This window comes from Aeromonas sp. S2(2024), assembly GCF_041402505.1.
Classification (GTDB): domain Bacteria; phylum Pseudomonadota; class Gammaproteobacteria; order Enterobacterales; family Aeromonadaceae; genus Aeromonas; species Aeromonas media.
The window spans coordinates 1-22,863 of the sequence record NZ_JBGLRL010000007.1 but is presented as its reverse complement, the minus strand read 5'-3'; the positions used below and the strand labels follow the sequence as shown (position 1 = coordinate 22,863).

General features: G+C 60.3%; 20 protein-coding genes. 11 read left to right on the top strand and 9 right to left on the bottom strand.

What is annotated here, in order from left to right:
• Positions 1-165 precede the first annotated feature (165 nt).
• Both ACB039_RS09135 and ACB039_RS09130 read right to left on the bottom strand, forming a co-directional pair.
• The gene (locus tag ACB039_RS09135) at positions 166-546 is read right to left on the bottom strand and encodes a hypothetical protein (protein ID WP_005331789.1); all 381 of its coding nucleotides are present in this window, start codon (positions 544-546) and stop codon (positions 166-168) included.
• A 26-nt stretch (positions 547-572) separates the two neighbouring features.
• Positions 573-863, bottom strand: a complete 291-nt coding sequence (locus ACB039_RS09130) for a hypothetical protein (RefSeq protein ID WP_042648811.1) — start codon at positions 861-863, stop codon at positions 573-575.
• A gap of 246 nt (positions 864-1,109) precedes the next feature.
• Between ACB039_RS09130 and ACB039_RS09125 the strand changes: the two genes are divergently transcribed.
• Positions 1,110-2,108, top strand: coding sequence for a hypothetical protein (locus ACB039_RS09125; protein ID WP_042648810.1), 999 nt, complete (start codon positions 1,110-1,112; stop codon positions 2,106-2,108).
• A gap of 44 nt (positions 2,109-2,152) precedes the next feature.
• Here the strand turns inward: ACB039_RS09125 and ACB039_RS09120 are convergent, their stop codons facing one another.
• On the bottom strand, positions 2,153-2,320 hold the full coding sequence (locus ACB039_RS09120) for a hypothetical protein (RefSeq protein ID WP_162472074.1): 168 nt from the start codon (positions 2,318-2,320) through the stop codon (positions 2,153-2,155).
• A gap of 56 nt (positions 2,321-2,376) precedes the next feature.
• Here ACB039_RS09120 and ACB039_RS09115 point away from each other — a divergent pair, with 56 nt between their 5' ends.
• The 4 genes from ACB039_RS09115 to gshA are packed head-to-tail and all read left to right on the top strand — an operon-like array spanning position 2,377 to position 8,285.
• Complete coding sequence (locus ACB039_RS09115) at positions 2,377-3,351, top strand: NADP-dependent oxidoreductase (protein WP_042648809.1); 975 nt, start codon at positions 2,377-2,379, stop codon at positions 3,349-3,351.
• Positions 3,348-3,785, top strand: a complete 438-nt coding sequence (locus tag ACB039_RS09110; protein WP_005331793.1) for a YqaA family protein — start codon at positions 3,348-3,350, stop codon at positions 3,783-3,785. Before ACB039_RS09115 ends, ACB039_RS09110 begins: the two co-directional genes overlap by 4 nt.
• Before the next feature lie 27 nt (positions 3,786-3,812).
• Positions 3,813-6,626, top strand: coding sequence for a pitrilysin family protein (locus ACB039_RS09105; protein WP_139751228.1), 2,814 nt, complete (start codon positions 3,813-3,815; stop codon positions 6,624-6,626).
• Positions 6,627-6,686: 60 nt separating this feature from the next.
• Positions 6,687-8,285, top strand: coding sequence for a glutamate--cysteine ligase (gene gshA, locus ACB039_RS09100; protein WP_042648807.1), 1,599 nt, complete (start codon positions 6,687-6,689; stop codon positions 8,283-8,285).
• A 128-nt stretch (positions 8,286-8,413) separates the two neighbouring features.
• Here the strand turns inward: gshA and ACB039_RS09095 are convergent, their stop codons facing one another.
• Both ACB039_RS09095 and aspA read right to left on the bottom strand, forming a co-directional pair.
• Positions 8,414-9,733 carry an anaerobic C4-dicarboxylate transporter gene (locus ACB039_RS09095; RefSeq protein WP_041206386.1) on the bottom strand — a complete coding sequence of 440 codons (1,320 nt, stop codon included), beginning with the start codon at positions 9,731-9,733 and terminating at the stop codon, positions 8,414-8,416.
• A 129-nt stretch (positions 9,734-9,862) separates the two neighbouring features.
• Complete coding sequence (aspA, locus tag ACB039_RS09090) at positions 9,863-11,305, bottom strand: aspartate ammonia-lyase (protein ID WP_005331800.1); 1,443 nt, start codon at positions 11,303-11,305, stop codon at positions 9,863-9,865.
• A gap of 448 nt (positions 11,306-11,753) precedes the next feature.
• On the opposite strand from aspA, the gene ACB039_RS09085 reads away from it, so the two are divergent.
• Positions 11,754-12,230, top strand: coding sequence for an FxsA family protein (locus ACB039_RS09085; RefSeq protein ID WP_041206385.1), 477 nt, complete (start codon positions 11,754-11,756; stop codon positions 12,228-12,230).
• Positions 12,231-12,267: 37 nt separating this feature from the next.
• On the opposite strand, the gene ACB039_RS09080 is transcribed toward ACB039_RS09085, so the two are convergent.
• On the bottom strand, positions 12,268-13,602 hold the full coding sequence (locus tag ACB039_RS09080) for an MATE family efflux transporter (RefSeq protein WP_005331804.1): 1,335 nt from the start codon (positions 13,600-13,602) through the stop codon (positions 12,268-12,270).
• A gap of 242 nt (positions 13,603-13,844) precedes the next feature.
• On the opposite strand from ACB039_RS09080, the gene ACB039_RS09075 reads away from it, so the two are divergent.
• The 5 genes from ACB039_RS09075 to ACB039_RS09055 all read left to right on the top strand — a co-directional run bounded on the left by ACB039_RS09075 (position 13,845) and on the right by ACB039_RS09055 (position 18,614).
• Positions 13,845-14,138, top strand: a complete 294-nt coding sequence (locus ACB039_RS09075; protein WP_005309514.1) for a co-chaperone GroES — start codon at positions 13,845-13,847, stop codon at positions 14,136-14,138.
• Positions 14,139-14,182: 44 nt separating this feature from the next.
• Complete coding sequence (groL, locus tag ACB039_RS09070) at positions 14,183-15,817, top strand: chaperonin GroEL (RefSeq protein WP_005331807.1); 1,635 nt, start codon at positions 14,183-14,185, stop codon at positions 15,815-15,817.
• Between the two features lie 95 nt (positions 15,818-15,912).
• Positions 15,913-16,410: a molybdopterin-binding oxidoreductase gene (locus ACB039_RS09065; protein WP_041206383.1), complete on the top strand. Its 498-nt coding sequence runs from the start codon at positions 15,913-15,915 to the stop codon at positions 16,408-16,410.
• Positions 16,411-16,435: 25 nt separating this feature from the next.
• On the top strand, positions 16,436-18,367 hold the full coding sequence (locus tag ACB039_RS09060) for a bifunctional diguanylate cyclase/phosphodiesterase (protein ID WP_041206381.1): 1,932 nt from the start codon (positions 16,436-16,438) through the stop codon (positions 18,365-18,367).
• A 58-nt stretch (positions 18,368-18,425) separates the two neighbouring features.
• Positions 18,426-18,614, top strand: coding sequence for a hypothetical protein (locus ACB039_RS09055; RefSeq protein ID WP_041206379.1), 189 nt, complete (start codon positions 18,426-18,428; stop codon positions 18,612-18,614).
• A 71-nt stretch (positions 18,615-18,685) separates the two neighbouring features.
• On the opposite strand, the gene rluA is transcribed toward ACB039_RS09055, so the two are convergent.
• From rluA to ACB039_RS09040, 3 genes are all read right to left on the bottom strand, one after another.
• A complete protein-coding gene (gene rluA, locus ACB039_RS09050) occupies positions 18,686-19,342 on the bottom strand; it encodes a bifunctional tRNA pseudouridine(32) synthase/23S rRNA pseudouridine(746) synthase RluA (RefSeq protein ID WP_371165537.1) in 657 nt (218 codons plus the stop codon).
• 132 nt (positions 19,343-19,474) lie between these two features.
• Complete coding sequence (gene rapA, locus ACB039_RS09045) at positions 19,475-22,342, bottom strand: RNA polymerase-associated protein RapA (RefSeq protein ID WP_041206378.1); 2,868 nt, start codon at positions 22,340-22,342, stop codon at positions 19,475-19,477.
• Positions 22,343-22,681: 339 nt separating this feature from the next.
• Positions 22,682-22,863: hypothetical protein (locus ACB039_RS09040; RefSeq protein ID WP_371165536.1), on the bottom strand; the 182-nt coding region annotated here is incomplete at its 5' end.

Here is a 22,863-nt window from a genome sequence, read left to right as displayed (position 1 = left end):
TAAAATGACATGATTCAACTTTTTGCCAAGACCATGGAGGGGGCTATCGAGTCTTGATGGGGGGGAAGTCAACAGTCACAGAGTTTCATGAGTTCTGAGCTTTGGCAATAAGTTGGCCACTATCAGCGTCAGTGAACGCATTCAGGGGCCGGAGCCCCTGAGCCATTACTTGTTCTTGCCTTTCCCGTTGCCTTTTTCTTTGTATTTCGCGTTGTCGTTGCTGTCCCAGTCGTTCTTGTCGTGGCCCTTGCCCGGGTTGTTGCCGCTGTGGATGCTACGGTTGTAGTGGTCGCGATACTTGCCATCCATGTTGTCACAGTTGAGTTTGATACTGCTGCTGCGGGTGCTGATATTCAGGCAGTTGTTCTGCCACCAGTCGTACTCCTTGTCGTCCCAATCCAGGCTGATTTGGCCCCGATCGGTGGAGATCTTGATGTCGTCGTTGTTCTTGGAAGGAGGCGCAGCAAAGGCGACGCCGTGGACAATGAACAGAGAGAGCAGCAGAGCGGTGCGGTTGATCATGGTATTGCGCTTGGGATGTGTCATATCAGAGAGGCTCCTGTCGTGACTAGTCACTGTTCCGGGCTGGCCGGGATCTGGTTGGTGCTGGGGGGTTGGTTGCGGGGCGTCTCATCATCCAGGTTGAGCTTGACGCCCTTGCAATCGGCAGAGGCATCCTCACCGACCCCCAGATCGAGACAACTTGTCTGCGACCAGTCAAATTGCGTGTCATTCCAGTCCAGATTGAAGGTGAGCTCGTCAACGGAGAAAGCGTTATTCCCCTGCTCCTGAGCCTGGACCGATGAGATGGAGGTGCCGGCAACCAGAAGCAGGGAGAGCAGCAGCGTAGTCGTTCTGTTCATGATGTCCTCGGATAATGGCAATAGGGAGTCAGTGTAGCGCGCCGGGCTGAACCCAGGCACAACGAAATACTCCCTTCAAGTCTGAGGTCGATTGTAGCGGTTTTCTGCTGCCGATTCGTCCGTTTTGGTCGCACTATGGACAGCTGGTTATCCATATGAGGGAATTCAGGTATTTGCCCTTCTCTCCGACCGCCCGGTGACTATAATCGGCAGCCAACTTTTCCTGCACGGCATACCCTCTCCATCATGACCACACAGGCTCCCGCCGCATTGCGCTATCCCAAGGGCTGGTTCGCACTGACCACGGTGTACAGTTTTACCGGGCTGGCCATTCTGGCCTCCATCGTCTTCTCCCTGCTGCTGTTTCTCTCCATCGACGACAACCCCCTGATGAAGTGGTTGTTTGGCGGTCTGGCCATCATCTTCGAACTGGGCAAGTTCTATGTCTGGTATGAATATGGCGAGTGCAAGGCACGGCGGGATCTCGGCGGTGCCTTCTGGTCGCTGCTGTTTTACAGCGTGCTGGCTGCCATCTCCATCGGTGGCAGCATTGGCGGCATCAACAGCGCCACCAACACCATCTTGAGCCAGCAGGCGCGCCACGAGCGGGAGATCGCCCGCTTCGACGAGCAGATTGCCAGCATAGAGCGGCAGATCCAGCTCAACGAGGAGGCGGCGCGCAAATACATAGAGATGGCGCGGATCTCCAGCGGGGTGAGCGGATTGCAGCAGGCCAACACCAAGCTCAGGCTGAAGCAGGATGAGCTGCGCCAGGAGCGCGACGCCAAGCCTGTCAATGAGCAGTCCTCCATGCTGGGGTTGATGAGCAGCCTGGCGGACGGGGTGGGCATGAGCATCAGCCAGGTACAGTTCCTGCTGGTCTGCTTCCTCTCGGTGTTGCTGGATGCGTTCGGTGCCTTTTTCGTCAGCCTGATCGGCGAGGAGAACCGCTTCCGCCGTCAATGGCAGTTGCAACGGGCGCGGGAAGAAGCCGAGGTTCGCCAGGTCGAGTCAGCTGTCGCCGCACCCATGGTGGTGAGCAGACCAGAGCCCGCACCGGCCGTGGTGGCCCAGGTGCGCAGCGCGCTGGAGAGCGGAGAGCTCAAGTGCAGCAAGCGCAAGGTGGCCGAGGCCCTCTCCCTCTCGCTGGAAGAGGTGGACAGGGTGTTCCAGCATCTGCTGGCCCAGGGGGTGCTGGGGCAGGGCAGCAATCGCCACTACCACCTCAGTGCGCAGGCGGGTTGAGATCCGGGCCACCTCAGGGTGGCCTTTTTGTTGCCGCAGGCGCGTCAGTGGGTGAGCACCATCATCAGGCTGAAGAAGGCGGCAAGTCCCCCACCTATGCCGATGATCCAGTAAAACCCCTTGGCACCCTGCTTGAGCGGAATGCGGAAGTAGAGCAGAAACGCCCACCACCCCAGGGCCAGCAACAGAGGAATAAGAAACATTCGAGCCATGGTGTCCTCGCTGTTATTCTGTTGACCCTTGATCAATCAACAGGATGGATTGTGCAATGACGCAGCTACAGATTACCGCATTCGGCGACCCCTCGGTACTTCGGCTCAACCCCTCCCTGGACAAGGTGCCCGCCGAGGGGGAAGTCCGGGTACGCATCTGTTTTGCGGGGGTCAACCCCATCGATGCCAAGACCCGGGCCGGCCTCGGCTGGGCGGCGGCCCAGAACAAGGACAAGCTGCCCTGGACCCCGGGCTATGACGTCTCCGGCGTGGTGGAGAAGGTCGGCCCCCATGTCGCCACTCTGGTGGAAGGGGATGCGGTGTGCGGCATGGTGGGCTTTCCCCTGACGGCCGGTGGCTATGCGGAATCTGTGGTGGTACGCGAGGACGAGCTGGTCAGGCTCGACGGGGTCAGTCTCAAGCAGGGGGCTGCGCTGCCGCTGGCGGGCCTTACCGCCTGGCAGGGGCTGTTCGAACACGGTGCCCTCAAGGGCGGGCAGCGCGTGCTGATCCTGGCCGGTGCCGGCGGTGTGGGCCATCTGGCGGTGCAGTTTGCCAGCGCTTATGGCGCCGAGGTGGTGACGACGGCGAGTCGCGACAACCACAGCTTCCTGCACGGGCTGGGGGCCAGCCAGATGGTGGATTACAATGACGCAGACTGGGTTGCTCAAGTGGTGGCCGGCGGTCAGGTCGATCTGGTGCTGGATCTGATGGGGGGCGAGAGCGGCAAGGCGGCGCTGGCCTGCGTCAAACCGGGTGGCCGCCTGGTGACTGTGCCCACCATCACGGCCCAGCAGATCAAGGAGGCGGGGGCCGAGGCGGGCATAGAGGTGCTCGGCATGCTGGTCCACCCCGATCAAAAACAGCTGACCCAGGTACTGATGCTGCTGCGTCAGGGAGATGTGCATATCACCCTCTCCGGTGAGTTCCCCCTGGCGGAAGGGGCACTGGCCCATGGCGCCATCGAGGGCGGTCATGTGCGGGGCAAGCTGCTGCTGCGCATGCCTGCCGCCGACGGCCAGCCCGGATGAACGACATCGCCGAGATGGGGCTGGGCTGGCTGTTTCTGAGCGCCTTCACCTCCGCCACCCTGCTGCCCGGCAGCTCGGAAGTGCTGCTGGGGGCCATGGCCACCCGGGGAGAGTGGAGCATGGCCAGCCTGCTGCTGTGGGCGACGCTGGGCAACACCCTGGGTTCCATGACCACCTGGTGGCTCGGTCGGCTCGCCACACACAAGAAAAAACCGGAAGATTTTCAAGGCCGTGGGGAACAAAAAGCGCTCGCCTGGCTCAAACAGCATGGTCATTGGTGCCTGCTGCTCGCCTGGACGCCGGTGATCGGCGATGGCCTCTGCCTGCTGGCCGGTTGGCTTCGCTTCTCCTTCTGGCGCTCTCTCATCCTGATCGGGCTCGGTAAATTGCTTCGTTATGCCCTGGTGTTTCTGCTGGCCAGCCAGATCTTCTAGCCCATTTTTGTCACTCACGAGGTAACCGTGAACAAACTCATTCCATTAAGCATTCTCCTGGGACTTTCCCTGCCCGTGCTGGCAGCGCCCACCCTGGTGTCCGAGCAGGTCAGGCAGGAAGGCAAGCTTGGCATTCCCTATCAGATGTACAGGCTGGACAACGGCCTGACCGTGATCCTGGCGCCGGACAAATCCGATCCCCTGGTACACCTGGATGTCACCTATCACGTGGGGTCGTCGCGGGAGACGGTCGGCAAGTCGGGTTTTGCCCACTTCTTCGAGCACATGATGTTCCAGGGCTCCAAACACGTGGGCGATCAGGAGCACATGCGGATCATCAATGAGGCCGGTGGCGAGATGAACGGCACCACCAACAAGGACAGGACCAACTATTTCGAGACGGTACCGGCCAACCAGCTGGAGAAGGTGCTCTGGCTGGAGGCGGATCGCATGGGTTTCCTGCTCGATGCGGTGAGCCAGAAGAAGTTCGAGATCCAGCGTGCCACCGTCAAGAACGAGCGGGCCCAGCGCATCGACAACCAGCCCTACGGCCTGCTCAGCGAGAAGGTGGGGGAGGCGCTCTATCCGCGCACCCATCCCTACTCCTGGCAGCCCATCGGCTATGTGGAGGATCTGGACAGGGTCGATGTGAACGACCTCAAGCAGTTCTTCCTGCGCTGGTATGGCCCGAACAACGCCACGTTGACCCTGGGCGGTGACTTCGACACCAAGCAGGCGCTGGCCTGGATTGAGCAATACTTCGGCCCCATTCCCCGTGGCCCCGAGGTGGCCGAGCCGACGCCGAAACCTGCGATCTTGCCCGAGACCCGCTACGTGACGCTGGAAGACAAGGTGCACCTGCCGCTGCTCTATATCAGCTACCCGACCGTGTCCCTTGGCGATCCGCAGGAGCCGGCGCTGGACATCTTTGCCGACGTGCTCGGTGGCTCCGCCAGCTCCATGCTCTATCAGTCCCTGGTCAAGACCGGCAAGGCCATCGAGGTGGGGGCGTCCCACTCCTGCGAGGAGCTGGCCTGTACCCTGGCGGTCTACGCCTACCCGAACCCGGCGGTGGATGGCAGCCTCAAGACCCTCAAGGGGGAGGTGGACAAGGTGATCGGCGAATTTGCCCAACGCGGCATCAAGCCCGCGGATCTGGAGAAGGCCATCAGCAGCTACCGTGCCTCCGCCATCTGGGGGCTGGACAGCATCGAGGGCAAGGTGAGCCAGCTCGCCATGGGTCAGGTGATGACCCGGGACCCCAACTATGTGTTCAAGAACCTGGATGCCATCAGCCAGGTGAATGCCCAGCAGGTCAAGGCAGCCTACGACAAGTTCATCGCGAACAGGCACTCCGTGGTGCTGAGCGTGGTGCCCAAGGGCAAGACCCAGTGGCAGGCGGGCACGCCGAACTTCACCCCGGCCAAGCGCGAGCTGCCGGATTACAGCCAGCATGGGGAGCAGCTGGCCCAGCAAACGATCAAAGACAGCTTCGATCGCAGCGTGCAGCCCAGGACGGCAGAGGCGGTCAGCGTCAAGGTGCCCGCCATCTGGCATGGCAAGCTGGACAAGGGCATCGAGATCATCGGTACCCGAAGTGACGAGATCCCGGCCGTCTCCATCATGATTGCCCTGCCGGGGGGCATCCGGGCCGAGGGCAAGGGTGAGCTGGGGCTGGCCAGCCTCACCGCCGCCATGCTGGGGCAGGGGACGGCGCGCCTCTCCGAGGCCGAGCTCAGCGACGAGCTGCAAAAGCTCGGCGCCAGCATCAGCGTCTCGACCGCCCAGTACAACAATCTCATCACCATCAGCAGCCTGACCGACAAGCTGCCCCAGACGCTGGCACTGGTGCGCGAGGTGTTGCTGCAACCCGGTCTGCGGGAGGCGGACTTCGAGCGGCTCAAGGCACAGACGCTGCAAGGGATGAAACAGAGCGAACAGCAGCCCGAGTGGCTGGCGGGGCAGGCGTTCCGGGAGTTGGTGTACGGCAAGCAGAATCGCCTCGGCCAGCCGACCGACGGGGTGCTGACCGACGTCGAGAGGCTGACCCTGGCGGACGTGAAGCGCTTCTATCATGCCTACTACAACTCGACCAATGCCAAGGTGGTGGTGACCGGGGACGTGACCCAGCAGCAGGTGGAACAGCAGTTGGGCTTCCTCACCGAGTGGCAGGGGGCGGCCCCGACCCTGGGGGATCTCAAGCTCAAGGGGGAGCAGGCCAGGGCGGGCATCTACCTGGTGGACAAGCCGGGGGCGCCCCAGTCGGTGATCCGCATCGGTCGCCGTGCCATGCCGTTTGACACCACGGGGGAGTACTTCGTCGCCAACCTGATGAACTTCAACCTGGGGGGCAACTTCAACAGCCGCATCAACCTCAACCTGCGGGAAGACAAGGGCTACACCTATGGCGCCAGCTCGGGCTTCCAGGCGAACCGCGAGGCCGGCATCTTCGCCACCGGCGCCAACGTGCGCATCGACGCCACCGCGGATGCCATCCGTCAGTTCCTCAAGGAGATGGACGGCTACCGTGCGAGCGGGCCCACCCCGGTGGAGCTGGCCTACATGCGCAGCGCCGTCTCCCAGCAGGATGCGCTCTCCTACGAGACCCTGGGCCAGAAGGCGGGCTTCCTGCTGCAGATGATCATGTATGACCTGAAGCCGGACTATGTGCAGGCCCAGAATCAGCTGATCAAAACGGTGTCACCCGAGACGCTAAAAGCCAGTGCAGCCCGCTGGCTCGATCCCGCCGACATGGTGATTGTGGTGGTGGGGGACAAGCAAAAGCTTGAAAAACCCTTGAGCGAGCTTCATCTTCCCATCTATCCACTGCAATTGCCTTGAGGGGCGTTGCATAAAAATGAGCGCCGCCCCAGGTGGGGCGGCCATACATGAGCCGTGAATATGACTACTACTAGCTTGTCGCTCACCGAGTTGCTGACCGCGCTGGGAACCCCGGAACGGGTGACCGCCCTCAAGGGGATCCGGCGCGGGATCGAGCGTGAATGTCTGCGCATCACCCCCGAAGGGACCCTGGCCCAGACCGATCACCCCAGAGGCCTGGGGTCGGCGCTGACCCATGCCAACATCACCACCGACTACTCCGAGAGCCTGCTGGAGTTCATCACCCCGGCCACCGACTCCATCGAGAGCCTGATCGAGCAGCTTGGCGACATCCACCGTCACGCCATTCACCACCTGGGGGATGAGCGGATCTGGCCGCTCTCCATGCCCTGCTTTGTCGGCGACGAGGAGAGCATCCGGCTGGCCCAGTACGGCAGCTCCAACATCGGGCGCATGAAGACCCTCTATCGCCAAGGCTTGAAGAACCGCTACGGCAGCCTGATGCAGGTGATCGCCGGGGTGCACTTCAACTTCTCCATGCCGGACAGCTTCTGGTGCGAGTGGCAGGATCTGGTGGGAGAGGGGTGCTGCAGCCAGCGTTTCATCTCCGACAAGTACATGGGGCTTATTCGCAACGTCTACCGCTTCGGCTGGCTGGTGCCCTATCTGTTCGGCGCCTCCCCGGCCATCTGCGACTCCTTCCTCAAGGGGCGCAAGAGCAGCCTGCCATTCCAGAAGACCGGCAAGGGAACCCTCTATCTGCCCTATGCCACCGCCCTGCGCCTGTCCGATCTCGGTTACACCAACAGCGCCCAGGCGGGGCTCAAGATCAGCCATGACAACCTGCCGGCCTACGTGAGCAGCCTGCGCCGCGCCATCAACACCCATGATCCCGAGTTTGCCAAGATTGGGGTCAAGGTGAACGGCGAGTACCGCCAGCTCAACGACAACGTGCTGCAGCTGGAAAACGAGCTGTACGCCCCTATCCGGCCCAAGCGCACCCCTCGCAGCGGCGAGAAGCCCTCGGATGCGCTGGAGCAGCGCGGCATCGAATACATCGAGCTGCGCACCGTGGATGTGAACCCCTTCACCCCGTTCGGCATCGAGGTGGATCAGATCCGCTTCTTCGATCTGTTCCTGGTCTGGTGCCTGCTGCGACCCTCCCCGCTGCTGACCGAGGAGGAGATTGCCCGTAACCGCCGCAACCAGAACAAGGTGGTGCTGGAAGGGCGCCGTCCTGGTTTGGAGTTGGAAGATGAACAGGGTGCTGCCATCGGCCTCAAGGAGTTCGGGCTCCAGCTGTTCGACGAGCTGGACCAGGTCGCCGGGCTGCTGGATCGCTGCTGCGGCCGCAACCGCTACCGCGAGACGCTGGCCATGCACCGCGAGAAGCTGCTCAATCCCGAGCTGACCTATTCCGCCCGCCTGCTCAAGCAGTTGCTGGAAAGCGGCCAGGACAACGGCTGTTTCGGCGACGAGCTGGCGAGCCGCTACCGGGAAGAGATGCTGGCCGGTGAGCTGCAGTACTGGGATGAGGCCTACTTCGCCGGTGAGGCGCGTGAGTCCCTGGCCAAGCAGCGGGAGCGGGAGCGCGGCGACAGCCTCTCCTTCGACGACTTCCTCGCCGATTATTTCGGGACCCGGCAGACCACCGCCTGAGGGTGCCATCACAGTGACGAGAGCCGCTCCCTTGAGCGGCTTTTTCATGGGCGTTCAGGAACCATCCGCGGCGGCCGGACATAAAAAAACGGCCCCGGAGGGCCGTTTCGCAAAGGAGGGGACCGCTATCAGAGGATGAGACCGCCGAAGAAGAAGCCCAGTGCCACTGCCATGGCGATTGTGGCCACGCCCGGGATGAAGAAGGGGTGGTTGAACACCGCCTTGCCAATCCGGGTGGAGCCGGTGTCGTCCATCTCGACCGCCGCCAGCAGGGTCGGGTAGGTCGGCAGCACGAACAGGGCGCTCACGGCAGCGAAGGAAGCGATGGCCGCCAGCGGGCTGACACCCAGTGCCAGCGCAGCCGGCATAAGGGCCTTGGTGGTGGCGCCCTGGGAGTAAAGCAGCATGGAGGAGAAGAACAGCACCACGGCCAGCAGCCAGCTGTACTGGCTCAGCAGATCGCCGGCGAACGCCTGGATCTCGACCATGTTGCCTTTCACGAAGACGTTGCCGAGCCAGGCCACGCCCAGCACGCAGATACAGGCCGACATGCCGGACTTGAAGGTCGGCATGTTGGTGATCTGGGCGGCGTCCAGCTTACAGAACAGCACCATCAGGGTGGCGGCGGAGAGCATGATGCCCATGATGGCGCCATCGCGGGGGATGGGCGGGCTGGCGATCAGGCCCACGTTGCCTGAGATGGCAGTGGCATAGGCCATGACCGCGACGATGGCGACGATGAAGATGCCGACGGAGAGCTTGGCATAGGGCTTGAGCTCCACCTTGCTGGTGCCGCGCAGCTTGATCAGGCCTTTGGCCTTGCGCTCCAGATAGACCTCATCCTGCTCCAGCGGCTTGCCCAGCATGTTGGCCACGAAGGCCCCCAGCAGACAGGCGATGAAGCTGGACGGGATGCAGATGGCCAGCAGGGTCAGGTAGTCAACGCCCAGCGGCTCCAGCATGCCGGAGAAGGCAACCACGGCCGCCGAGATGGGGGAGGCGGTGATGGCTATCTGGGAGGCAACGACCGCGATGGAGAGCGGACGGGAGGGACGAATGCCCTGCTCCTTGGCCACTTCGGCGATCACCGGCAGGGTGGAGAAGGCGGTGTGACCGGTACCGGCCAGCATGGTCATCAGGTAGGTGACGACCGGGGCGGCGAAGGTGATGTGCTTGGGATTCTTGCGCAGGGCCTTCTCGGCCAGGTGCACCAGATAGTCCATCCCGCCGGCGAGCTGCATGCAGGCGATGGCGCAGATGACGGACGCGATGATCATGATCACGTCCCAGGGGAGGTAGGTCACCAGCTGATCGCTCGGGATGGGCATGCCCAGCCCCCAGGTCAGCACCAATACCCCCAGACCACCGGCGAAGCCGATACCTATGCTGCCTATCCGGGCTCCCAGATAGATAGCGGCGAGCACCACAAGTAACTCGATTCCAATCATAGCGAACACTCCATTTTCCAGTTTTTTTAGGTTTTATTGGGCTGAAAAGCCAATTCCCGATGGGACTTGCAGGAGGTCGCTCGGGAATTGACTTTAATGGGCCGGGATAAACCCGGCCCATCTGCTCGCTTATACGGTGGCTTCGCGGGTGTAACGCTTGGCCTTGTATTGCGGGTTCATCAGGTTCTCGATGGAGAGGATCTCGTCCAGCTGCTCGGCGGTCAGCAGGCCGCGCTCAAGCACGACTTCGCGGACGTTCTTGCCGGTCTGGGCACAGATCTTGCCGACGATGTCGCCTTCGTGGTGACCGATGAAGGGGTTCAGGTAGGTCACGATGCCGATGGAGTTCAGCACGTGGTTCATGCAGATGTCCGGGTTGGCGGTGATGCCTTCCACACACTTCTCGCGCAGGGAAATGCAGGCTTTTTCCATCAGGCTCAGGGATTCGAACATGGCCTGACCAATCACCGGCTCCATGACGTTCAGCTGCAGCTGACCGGCTTCGGCGGCGAAGGTGATGGTGACGTCATTGCCGAACACCTTGAAGCAGGACTGGTTGACCACTTCCGGAATGACCGGGTTGACCTTGGCCGGCATGATGGAGGAGCCAGCCTGCATTTCCGGCAGGTTGATTTCCTTCAGGGCAGTGCGCGGACCGGAGGAGAGCAGACGCAGGTCGTTGCAGATCTTGGACAGCTTCATGGCCAGACGCTTGATGGCACCGTGCAGCATCACATAGGCACCGCAGTCGGAGGTCGCTTCGATGAGATCCTCTGCCGGCACATAGGCGCGACCGGTGATCTCGGCCAGCCGCTTGATGGCCAGGGCGGAGTACTCGGGCGGGGTGTTCAGACCGGTCCCGATGGCGGTGGCACCCAGGTTCACTTCCAGCAGCAGTTCCTGGCAACGCTTGATGGACTTGATCTCTTCGCGCAGGGTCACGGCGAAGGCATGGAACTCCTGACCCAGGGTCATGGGGACAGCATCTTGCAACTGGGTACGGCCCATCTTCAGGATGCTCTTGAATTCCTGGGCCTTGGTATCGAAGGCTGCGATCAGCGCTTCCAGGGCATACAGGGTGGTGTCGGTGCTGTTGACCACGGCGACGCGGAAACCGGTGGGGTAGGCGTCATTGGTGGACTGGCACTTGTTGACGTGGTCGTTCGGGTTGATGACGTCGTAACGTCCCTTCTCCAGACCCATGATTTCCAAGGCGATGTTGGCCAGCACTTCGTTGGTGTTCATGTTGACGGAGGTACCGGCGCCGCCCTGATAGACATCGACCGGGAACTGGTCGAAGCATTTGCCGGTATTCAGCATCAGATCACAGGCTTCGATGATCTTGTCAGCAATTTCGGGACGTATGGTGCCGAGCTCACCGTTGGCCAGTGCGGCGGCCTTCTTGGTCAGCACCATGCCACGGACAAATTCGGGAACGTCAGAAATCTTCTGAGTGCTGATCTTGAAGTTCTCGACGGCGCGCAGGGTATGCACACCGTAATAGAGATCGTTGGAAACTTCTTTGGTGCCCAGCAGGTCTTCTTCAATGCGGACGTTCTTGATGTCGCTCATTGTAATGCCTCAGAAATCAGATAAATGGAAACGATCCTCACCGAGTGGCCGCGACATCCTTACGCACATTTCATCCTGAAGCACCACACATCGGGTGGGGCAGTGGGGAACCCGTGGTTCCCTGTGCAATGACTGGAATAGATTTTACCTCAATTGGGGTATCTGATATTAGACTTAGATCACTAAATTTGAGGCAACCTCAAATATCTTGTGGTCATTAAACAGATATTGCAATTGAGCGATTAACTTTGACAGAACAATCACTTCAATCACAGTTGGGCGACCAAATATTTCTTCCGATCCCGAGGTGTCTGGCGTCGCAGACTTGAAAAACCGGCATGACTCCCCATTTTAGTGACAAGAGACCTGCATGATGGCGAGTTGGTATGGGCCATACTCCGCTGACTGTGTGATTGCAGGTTCATTTATTCACCGCACTGAGGTTGCTATGGGCAAGTTGTTACTGTTGTTGGTTGGCCTGGTATTGCTGGAGCTCACCGTGATGATAGAGGTGGGCTCGGTGATAGGTGCCTTGCCGACCGTGGGCCTGCTGGTACTGACCGCGGTGCTGGGCTCTTCTCTGGTGCGCAGCGAGGGGATCAAGACCCTGTTCAGCGCCCAGCAGAAGATGCAACAGGGAGAGATGCCGGGCCGCGAGGTGATGGGCGGCATGCTGCTGGCGTTGGCCGGTCTGCTGCTGATCATTCCGGGCTTCGTGACCGACTTCTTCGGCATCCTGCTGCTGCAGCCCTGGCTGCGCAACAAGCTGGCCGACAAGCTGGTGAGCAGCAGCCAGTTCAGGATGCAGATGGGGGGCTTCCAGGCACAGCAACCGCCGTTCGGGGCGCACCCTGGCGAGGGGCAGCCGGATCAGGCCAAGGGTGGCGGAACCACGATTGAAGGGGAATTTGAACGCAAAGAGTGAGTGAACGGAATCGGCCGCCATCCTGGGGCCCTTGCCGTCAGGGGTTGACCTGATGGCAGAGCCTCTCAAACCTGCGGTGGGCATAGCCCCAGGCCAGCAGCCCCGCCGCCAGGTTTGCCAGCAATATCCCCAGATAGATCCCCTGCTCACCCCCCAGCTTTGCCCCCAGCCAGGCCCCTGGCAGCAAGAAGACGAACAGCCGCATGCCGTTGAAGACGAATGACACCGTCGAGGCCCTGACGCCGTTGAGTGCCGAAGCCAGCAACATCACCATGCCCTGAAAACCGTAGCCGATGGGCACCAAATGCAGGTAGAGCACGATCAGCCGAACGACCTGAGGGTGATCGCTGAACAGGTTGGCGATGAGCGGCGCCAGCAGCCAGACGAGGCCGTAGATGGCGAGCTGGAACAGCAGGGCGAACCGCATGCAGAGCAGCAGGGCGGCCCTGGCCCTCGCCGGATTGCCCGCTCCACAGTTCTGCGAGACGAAGGGTGCCAGCACCGAGGAGAGCGCCATCATCACGATCAGCAGCAGCGCCTCCACCCTGGAGGCGGCTCCATAGGCGGCCACCACCTCGGTACCCAGACCGGCGAAGATGACCATCAGCACGGCGCTGGCCAGCGGATTGAGCATGTTGGTAAAGGAGGCGGGCACGGCCACCTGCAGCAGGGCGCGCCAGTGGGCCAGCCGCTGCGGGCGAGGGGAGAGGCGCCATGACAGCAGTTGCTCCCGCTGGCGCAGTATGTGCAGGCTGACCAGCATGGCCATCAACCAGGAGAGGGAGGTGGCGATGGCGGCGCCGCGAATGCCCCATTCGGGGAAAGGGCCGGGCCCGAAGATGAGCAGGGGATCCAGCACCCCGTTGACCAGACCGGCCACCCCCATCACCAGGCTGGGGGTCTTGGTATCCCCCGTGGTCCGGATGGCGGCATTGCCGACCATGGGAATGACCAGCATGGGTACGGTCAGATACCAGATCAGCATGTAGTCGTGGATGAGAGAAATGAGCTCGGCGCTGGCGCCCAGCAAGGTAAAGAGGGGTTCTATGGTCAGCGCCCCCAGCACGGCGAGCAGGGTCACTAGGATGACGGCAAGGAACAGGCAGTCGGTGGTGATGCGGGCGGCCTCGTCGTGACGGCCCTGGCCCAGGGCATGGCCGAGCAGGGCGCACAGTCCAGCTCCCAGCCCCATGGTGAGGGAAGTGACCACGAAGGTGACCGGGAAGGTGAAGCTGATGGCGGCGAGCGCTTCCGTGCCCAGCATGCCGATGAAGAAGGTATCGACCAGGTTGAAGGCGAGGATGGCAACGATGCCGAGGATCATGGGCCCCGTCATGCGCAGCAGCATTGGCGTCATGGGGGCGGTCAGCATGGGGTTGGGTCGGCTCAAGGCAGGGTCTCTATGTGCTCTGGGCCGAAATGCTGGCCGCGTCCATCCGCCTTCCTGATTGGGGGTGGGTGATCCATCAAAGATACTCATAGTACGTGAAAATATTTTTTTTGTATTTGCCCTTGAAGGGCTACCCAAATTGCCCCAGATCAGGGGCATAACAAATTTGGCCGACTGCGGCCATTCCTCAAGCAACACAGAGACTCATTTTGGGAGAGTTATCGATGAAAATTCGTCCACTGCACGACCGCGTCATCATCAAGCGCATCGAAGCTGAAGCCAAATCCGCTGGCGGCATCGTCTTGACTGGCACTGCGGCCCAGAAGTCCACCCGTGGTGAAGTTCTTGCCGTGGGGACTGGCCGAATTCTGGACAATGGCGATGTCAAAGCCCTCGCCGTCAAGGTGGGTGACAAGGTGATCTTCAACGAAGGCTACGGCGTGAAGACCGAGAAGCTGGATGGCCAGGACGTGCTGATCCTGTCCGAGACCGACATCCTGGCGATTGTCGAAGAGTAATCACCTCCCCCCTTTTTCCCGAATTGATTTAAGGACTGAAGAACATGGCAGCTAAAGAAGTTAAGTTTGGCAACGAAGCCCGCATCAAAATGCTGGAAGGCGTCAACATCCTGGCCGACGCCGTCAAGGTGACCCTGGGCCCGAAAGGCCGCAACGTGGTACTGGACAAGTCCTTCGGTGCCCCGACCATCACCAAGGATGGCGTCTCCGTTGCCCGCGAGATCGAGCTGGAAGACAAGTTCCAGAACATGGGCGCCCAGATGGTCAAGGAAGTTGCTTCCAAGGCCAACGACGCCGCCGGTGACGGTACCACCACCGCTACCGTACTGGCGCAAGCCATCGTCAACGAAGGCCTGAAGGCCGTTGCCGCCGGCATGAACCCCATGGATCTGAAGCGCGGTATCGACAAGGCCGTTGTAGCTGCCGTCGCCGAGCTGCAGGCCCTGTCCCAGCCCTGCGCCGACAACAACGCCATCGCTCAGGTCGGTACCATCTCCGCCAACTCCGACGAGAAAGTGGGTGCACTGATCGCCGAAGCCATGGATAAGGTCGGCCGTGACGGTGTGATCACCGTGGAAGACGGTCAGGGTCTGGAAGACGAGCTGGCTGTGGTAGAAGGCATGCAGTTCGACCGTGGCTACCTCTCCCCCTACTTCATCAACAAGCCGGAAACCGGCTCCGTCGAGCTGGATGATCCCTTCATCCTGCTGGTGGACAAGAAAGTCTCCAACATCCGTGAAATGCTGCCGGTGCTGGAAGGCGTGGCCAAGGCGGGCAAACCGCTGATCATCGTGGCCGAAGATGTGGAAGGTGAAGCGCTGGCTACCCTGGTGGTCAACACCATGCGCGGCATCGTAAAAGTCGCCGCCGTCAAGGCGCCGGGATTCGGCGACCGTCGCAAGGCCATGCTGCAGGATATCGCCATCCTGACCGGTGGTACCGTGATCTCCGAAGAGGTGGGCATGGAGCTGGAAAAAGCGACCCTGGAAGATCTGGGCCGTGCCAAGCGCATCGTCATCACCAAAGAGAACACCACCATCATCGATGGCGTGGGTGATGCAGCCCTGATCGAGAGCCGCGTGGCTCAGATCCGTCAGCAGATCGAAGATACCTCTTCCGATTATGACCGTGAGAAGCTGCAAGAGCGCGTGGCCAAGCTGGCCGGCGGTGTTGCTGTCATCAAGGTTGGCGCTGCCACCGAAGTCGAGATGAAAGAGAAGAAAGCCCGTGTTGACGATGCCCTGCACGCCACTCGCGCTGCAGTAGAAGAAGGCGTGGTTGCCGGTGGTGGTGTGGCGCTGGTGCGCGTGGCCGCCAAGCTGGCCTCCCTGCGTGGTGACAACGAAGACCAGAACGTGGGCATCAAGGTCGCTCTGCGCGCCATGGAAGCACCGCTGCGTCAGATCGTCATCAACGCCGGTGAAGAAGCCTCCGTCATTGCCAACGCCGTGAAGAACGGTGAGGGTAACTTCGGCTACAACGCCTACACCGAGCAGTACGGTGACATGCTGGCCATGGGCATCCTGGATCCGACCAAGGTGACCCGTTCTGCCCTGCAGTTCGCCTCTTCCATCGCTGGCCTGATGATCACCACAGAGTGCATGATCTCCGAGCTGCCGAAGAAAGATACCCCTGCCATGCCTGATATGGGTGGCATGGGCGGTATGGGTATGATGTAATTCCGTCATAGTCATCAAACGGCTCGCTTTTGCGGGCCGTTTTTTTTAGTGCTACTAAGCTGAAGCTGTTGATAGTGAAATGATCTGAGGTGAGCATGCGAACATTAGGTTTGATCCCGCTACTGTTTTCCCTTGTCGTTCCCACCATGGTCCTGGCCGCTCCCGAGGGGCCGGTGATCCTCAAGGTGACAGGGAATCTGGACCCCGCCAACCCGGCTGATGGTGAAGTTGATTTCGACATGGCCATGATCCAGGCCCTGCCACAGCATGAGATAGTGACGAGCAATCCCTGGGTGGACAAACCGCACAAATACGTGGGGCCCAAGCTGGCGGACGTGCTGACGGCGGTGAAGGCCAATGGCAAGAGCATCACGCTCACTGCCTTGAACAGCTTTCAGATCCGGATCAACTGGGATAAGGTCAGGCAATACGATCCCATTCTGGCCTGGCAAGATGATGGGGTAACCATGCGGGTACGTGACAAAGGGCCGCTTTGGTTTATCCTGCCGCTGGATCAGCATCCTGAACTCAAGCGATCCGAGTTCACCGACATGATGATCTGGCAACTGAGCGCGATCGATATTCAGCAGTAAAGACGGTGGCTTACGGGAGTACTGGGTGAAAGCGAAGACCAGGGCTTGGCCCTTACTCGGCGTTCTTTATCTATCCATTCTGTTATTCACGGGTAGCACGCTGTATTGCCTGGTGCAGATACAAAATGCGACCCGGGTAATGGAGAAGTACACCTATGACGTCTCCTGGGCATTGATGCAGTTGCAGCTAGAGCTGGGGCGCTTTCTCAATGCCGTCGAGATTTACCACTACGGCGGTATCGATCATGAAACCCTGCTGCTGCGTTACGACATCCTGTGGAGCCGGACGCCGATTCTGCTGAGTGGGCAGCTGCGCAAGAGCCTGTCGGATAATCCGAAGACGCTGCGGCTGGTGCAGCTGACCGAGAACAACATCCGCAAGCTGGAGCCGGAGCTGACCAAGCTGAAGCCGGGGATGTCGGATTACCAGCAGATCATGATGACCCTTGCGCCCTTGCAGGAGCCGCTCTCCTACTCTCTCGCCTCCATGATGCAGAAGAACATCAACGTCTATTCGGGCAATGACAAGCGCTTCGGCCAACTGCGCGATGCGCTGTTATTCATGGTGTTGGGCCTGGTGATATCCGTCATTCTGCTTAGCGGTCTGCTGGTGCGTGAAGCCAGGCGTCATTTCAGAACGGCCCGGGTCGATCCGCTGACCGGCCTGGCCAACCGATTGGCCTTGCTGGAGAAGATGGAGTCTTACGTCAGCCGTGATACCCCCTTTGGCCTGGTACTGGTCGACATCAATGACTTTCGTGACATCAACAGCAAGTTTGGCTACAGCACTGGGGACATACTGCTGCAGGAGCTGGCGAAGCGGCTGCGGGCCCTGTGTGAAAACGGCGAGTGGGTGGCTCGTCTGGGGGGCGATCAGCTCGCCATGCTGCAACGGGACAGCAGCGATCTGCGTCAGGTCAGGGAGCTGGTGGCGAGAGTGCTCCACTCCATCAAACAAGACATCATCATCGACAACTATCCCTTCCGGCTAGAAGTGGGCATAGGTATCGCTTTCTTCCCCACGGACAGCAACCAGACCCAGGAGCTGCTGAGCCGGGCGGAGCAGGCGCTGTTCCACAGCCGCAAGACCCATGTCCCTTATGTCATCTATGACAGCTCCCTGCTCAACGAAACCACCAGGCGCAAGCACCTCGCTTCCGACATGGTGATGGCTCTTGAACACAACGCCCTGGAGCTTTACTACCAACCCATCGTCAACCTGGAAAGCGGTCGCTGCGAGGCGGTCGAGGCGCTGCTGAGATGGCGTCATCCTGAGCTTGGCTTCATTCCTCCCAACGAGGTGATCCAGGTGGCGGAAGAGTTCCAGCTGGCCGAGAAGCTTGGCAGCTGGGTACTGAACACGGCGTGCGAGCAGCTCCACCAGTGGCAACACCTGGGGTTGGTCGATCTGCAGATGTGCGTCAACATCTCCCCTGGCATGTACCAGCGCAACTTGTTGAAGCTGGTGGCCAAGGCCTTGATGGAACACCACATTCCGGCCTCCTGCCTGGTGCTGGAAGTGACGGAAGACACCACCATGCGCGAGGTGAAGAATTCGCTGCAGTTGATGCAGGATCTCAGTCAGCAGGGGGTTCATCTGGCGCTAGATGACTTCGGGACCGGTTACTCCTCTCTCAGCTATCTGCAGAAGCTGCCCGTGAGCAAGGTGAAGATAGACAGATCCTTCATCCAGGGCATAGACACCTCCATCGAGGCGGCCGAGCTGGTGGCCAACATCTGCCGCATGGGTTCCATGCTGGGCAAGAAGCTGGTATGCGAGGGGATTGAAACCCAGGGCCAGCTCGACGTGCTGCGTTCATTGACCGACATCCATCTCTACGGACAAGGCTATCTGTTCAGTCGCCCGGAGCAGGCATCAAAGGCCTATCAGACCCTGCTGGAGATGGAGGAACGTTGGCTCGCACGGCGTGCACCAGACAAGGCATACCTGCTCTGAACGATAGGTCTCATGTCTGCCATTCTCTGGCCGATAGTGATTAGGCAGGAGGTACACAATGGATATTTCTAGTTCTGCAAATGCGTCGTTTGGTTCTGCACTGATGGTGGCCAGCCTGGCCAAAAAACAGCAGACCCAGGAGGGCGAGTCGGCTTTGAAACTGCTGGCAACAGCAGCTCAGTCAGCTCCAGCAGCACCGACATCGGCCAGCGCTTCTCTGGGAAGCAAGATCGATATTCGCGTCTGACCCTAATGAAAAAGCCCCCATCTCGCGATGGGGGCTTTTTTATCTCTGCGATTTGGCGCAGTCTCTTCCATTCAGAGCGGGAAGGGGGCTGGTGCCTCGAAGGTCATCCGCTCGCCACTGCGTGGGTGGCTGATGGTCAGGCTGGCCGCATGCAGGTAGAGATGGGGCGCTGCCGCCAGCGCATCCGGATGGGCGTAGAGGTTGTCACCCAGGATCGGATGCCCCAGTTCCAACATATGGACGCGCAGCTGGTGCGAGCGACCGGTGATGGGGGTCAGCTTGATCAGGCTGTTGCCGTTCTCCACCTTCAGTTTCTCCCACAGGGTCAGAGCGTGACGTCCCTCCTCAAAGTCCACCTTCTGTTTCGGGCGGTTGGGCCAGTCGACGCAGAGCGGCAGGTCAATCTGACCCGACTCTGCCTCCGGCTCGCCCCACACCCAGGCGAGGTAGTGCTTCTCGGTCTCCCGCTCGCGAAATTGTCGGCTCAACTCCCGATGAGAGTTGGGATTGAGGGGAATGACAATGACGCCAGTGGTGGACATGTCGAGGCGATGAGCTGCCGCCGCCTTGGGGTGCTGCTGCTTCACCCGATGCAGGACGCTGTCTTCATTCTCGGGGCCGCGCCCGGGGACGCTCAGCAGGCCAGTGGGCTTGTTGACCACCATGATGTCCTTGTCCTTGAACAGGATATCGAGCCAGGGTTCCAGGGGCGGTGAGTATACAAACATAGCGTCTCGCATCTTTGGTCAAAGCGGGGGCAAGCCCCCATCAGTTATGGGTAACCACAATCATAAAGTGCATGGCAGCCAACTCGCGTTGGGTCTGGTCGTTATCAACCAGATGATGCCTTCACAGCTTTATCAGTTATGAGTGACCACGATAAAGCGGATTGCATCCAGCTTGAGTTGGGTCTGATCGATCAGGTGGTGCAATTCTGCCTGCAGATTGCGCAGATAATCCAGTTCGCTGTCGCGCACGTTCGGGTTGACCGCCTTGAGCGCTTCCAGCCGATCCAGATCCTGCTGCAGGGTCTGCGCCATCTGGGTACGGGCCTTGTCGACAATCCCGGCTTTCAGCTCTTCGGCAATCGGTTGAGCCTTGCCAATCAGACCGTGGATCACCGGTTGCGACGCGGTGACCAGCTTGCTGCCGAGGTGGCGGTTGACCGGAGTCAGCTGGCGGTTGAAGGCATCGAACGCCACTTTTTCACCCAGATTCTGGCCGTTCTTGTCCATCAGCAGACGGATCGGCGTCGGCGGCATGAAACGGTAGAGCTGGGGATGGGCCGCAGACTCGGCAACGAAGATCAGCTCAAGCAGGATGGAGCCGATGGGCAGCGCCTTGTTCTTGAGCAGGGCGACCGAGGTAGCACCGATCTCGGAGCCGAGGATCAGGTCGATACCGCCGCGCATCATGGGGTGATCCCAGGAGAGCAGCGCCATGTCATCCCGCGACAGGGCGGTGTTGCGATCGAAGGTGATGGTCATGCCATCTTGCGGCAGCCCCGGGAAGCTGGAGACCAGCATGTGATCCCCGGGGGTCAGCACCAGCGCGTTCTCGCCACGGTCATCCTGATTGACGCCGATCTCGTCGAACATCTTGAGGGCGAAGGAGATCATGCCGGTGTCGCCATCTTCGGCGGCCAGCTTGTCAACCAGCTGCTGGGCGGCGGCGCCACCGCTGGAGTGGATCTCCAGCAGGCGATCGCGGCCCTGTTCCAGACGGGCCTTGAGCGGCTCGTGCAGTTCGCGGGTCTTGATCAGCAGGGCGTCGAGGGTGGCCTGATCGCCGGTGTTGGCAGCCAGCAGCTCGAACAGTTCATCGCGCACTGCTTCGAATACCGGGCGAGCGGTCGGGCAGGTCTGCTCGAATGCGTCCAGACCATCGTGATACCAGAGCTGCAGGGCGCGCTGGGAGGTGCCCTCCAGATAGGGAACGTGGATCTCGACGGTATTCTGCTGACCGATACGATCCAGTCGACCGATGCGCTGTTCCAGCAGATCCGGGTTGAGCGGCAGATCGAACAGCACCAGATGACTGGCAAACTGGAAGTTGCGACCTTCTGAACCGATCTCGGAGCAGAGCAACACCTGGGCGCCACCATCCTCTTGCGCAAAATAGGCAGAGGCCTTGTCCCGCTCGAGGATGGACATCCCTTCATGGAACACGGTACCGCGGATCCCTTCACGGGTGCGCAGCGCCTCTTCCAGTGCGATGGCGGTGGCCGCTTCGGAGCAGATCACCAACACCTTCTGCTGGCGGGCAGAAAGCAGCAGCCCCAGCAACCAGTCAACGCGCGGGTCGAACTGGGTCCAGGTGGCGTTGTCGCCTTCGAACTGCTGGAAGATCTTCTCGGGATAGAGGTAGCGCAGGGCGCGGGTCTGCAGATCGCCGCCGTTGCCACCCATCATGCCCATCACCTTGATGGCGGTCTTGTACTGATCCGGCAGTGGCATGGGGTAGACGTTGAGGTGACGCTCGGGGAAGCCCTGAATATTGGCGCGGCTGTTGCGGAACAACACCCGGCCGGTGCCGTGCTGATCCAGCAGCGTTGCGACCGCTTGTTGGCGGGCAGCAGCATCGCTCAAATCCAGCCCTTCCAGCTGGCTGGCGAGGATCTGTTTGGCTGCATCGCTCAGGGTTTCGCCTTCCAGCAGCTCTTGCGCGGCGCTGGCGACTTGGCCATAGGCCTGCTCCTCGGCGAGGAAGGCGTCGTAGTCGTAGAAACGCTCGGGATCGAGCAGGCGCAGACGGGCAAAGTGGCTCTGGTGGCCCAACTGATCCGGGGTGGCGGTCAGCAGCAGCACGCCCGGCACCTGTTCGGCCAGCGCTTCCACCATTTCGTAGGCGCGGCTGGGGGCCTCTTCGCTCCACTCCAGATGGTGTGCTTCGTCGACAACCAGCAGATCCCACTCGGCTTCCAGCACCTGTTCGAAGCGACGACGCTTCTTGCGCAGGAAGTCGAGGCTGCAGATCACCAGCTGTTCGGTCTCGAAGGGGTTCTCCGCATCGGCGAACGCCTCGATGCAGCGCTCCTCGTCAAACAGGGAGAAGTGCAGGTTGAAGCGGCGTAGCATCTCGACCAGCCACTGGTGCTGCAAAGTTTCGGGCAGCAGGATCAGCACCCGATGGGCGCGACCGGAGAGCAACTGCTGATGAATGATCATGCCCGCTTCTATGGTCTTACCCAGACCCACCTCATCAGCCAGCAATACGCGCGGGGCGTAGCGGTGACCCACTTCGTGGGCAATATAGAGCTGGTGCGGGATCAGGCTGACCCGGCCACCGGCCAGACCGCGGGTCGGGTTGCGACGACGCTGGTGCTGGTTGACCAACGCCTCGTAGCGCAGGGTAAAGCGGGACATCCGGTCAATCTGACCGGCAAACAGGCGATCCTGCGGCTTGTTGAATTTGATGAAGTTGTTGAGAAACACTTCCTTGAGGGCAACGGGCTCATCATTGTCGGTGCGAACACCGACATATATAAGCAGGCCGTCTTTCTCCTGCACTTCTTCGACCATCATGGTCCAGTCTTCGTGACTGGCAATCTGATCGCCCACATTGAAGCTGACCCGGGTGACCGGCGCCTCTTCTTTGGCATACATGCGGTTTTCACCGGTAGCCGGAAACAACAGGGTAACCATGCGTCCTTCAACAGCAACGACAGTCCCCAACCCCAGATCCGTCTCTGTATCACTAATCCAACGCTGGCCAAGTGCAAAAGGCATTAAACTCTCCAAAGCCCAAGAGTGTGAGAATCGCAAAGGGGCGCTATGTTACCCGAAGGCCGGATCCCGATCACCATGGTTGTGGTATTCGGGAAAGGCAATTCGATACAACCTTGATCTACTGACACCCTTGACCCCGCAAGGGGCAGAAAGTGCCTGCATACGGAACCCTGTATGAGCATTAAAACACCACCTTGGTTGATTGGTGAGCGGTTGAGCTGGAAATGCGAATTTTATGCGAAATCACCCTTGCCAATCCGAGCCAGCTCCCTATAATGCGCCTCCATCGACAGGGCAAGCGGCAACGCAAACAACCTGGTTGATAACCTCGAAAAGCCTTTAAAAATAAGGCTTGACTCGAGAAAGCGGTTGAGTAGAATTCCACTCCCGCAGCAGCACACTTTTGCATCGCTCTTTAACAATTTGAATCAAGCAATCTGTGTGGGCACTCACAGCATCGAACATCAAACAATTTTGTTGATTTTCAATGTCTGGTGAAGTGACCAAGACAACTTCGGTTG